Origin of the sequence: Paraburkholderia sp. J63, from assembly GCF_905220245.1 — a bacterium.
Taxonomy (GTDB): Bacteria; Pseudomonadota; Gammaproteobacteria; order Burkholderiales; family Burkholderiaceae; genus Paraburkholderia.
This window is the reverse complement of the sequence record NZ_CAJMZF010000168.1, coordinates 1-542: the sequence shown is the minus strand read 5'-3', so window position 1 is coordinate 542 and position 542 is coordinate 1. Positions and strand designations below refer to the sequence as shown.

The window sequence follows — 542 nt, the reverse complement described above, 5'->3', positions numbered from 1 at the left end:
GTGAATCAGGGCATCGACCGCGTGGCGGCCGAGCTGGGCCCGGTCGATATTCTTGTTTCGAACGCCGGGATCCAGATCGTGAACCCGATCGAGAACTACGCGTTCTCCGACTGGAAGAAGATGCAGGCCATCCACGTGGACGGTGCGTTCCTCACCACGAAGGCTGTTCTCAAGCACATGTACAAGGACGATCGCGGCGGCGTCGTGATCTACATGGGCTCGGTGCATTCGCATGAGGCTTCGCCGCTCAAGTCGGCTTATGTGGCGGCCAAGCATGCGCTGCTCGGTCTCGCGCGCGTGCTCGCGAAGGAAGGCGGCAAGCACAACGTGCGCTCGCACGTGGTTTGTCCCGGCTTCGTGCGCACGCCGCTCGTCGAAAAGCAGATTCCCGAGCAGGCGAAAGAACTGGGCATCAGCGAAGAAGAGGTCGTCAAGCGTGTGATGCTGGGCGGCACCGTGGACGGCATCTTCACGACCGTCGAGGACGTGGCGCAGACCGTGCTGTTCCTTTCCGCTTTCCCGAGCGCGGCCTTCACGGGTCA

General features: G+C 62.4%; 1 protein-coding gene. It reads left to right on the top strand.

Annotated features, from left to right (window positions below):
- Positions 1–542, top strand: a 542-nt coding sequence (locus U5775_RS39005) for a 3-hydroxybutyrate dehydrogenase (protein ID WP_322063448.1), incomplete at both ends; no start/stop codon positions are given.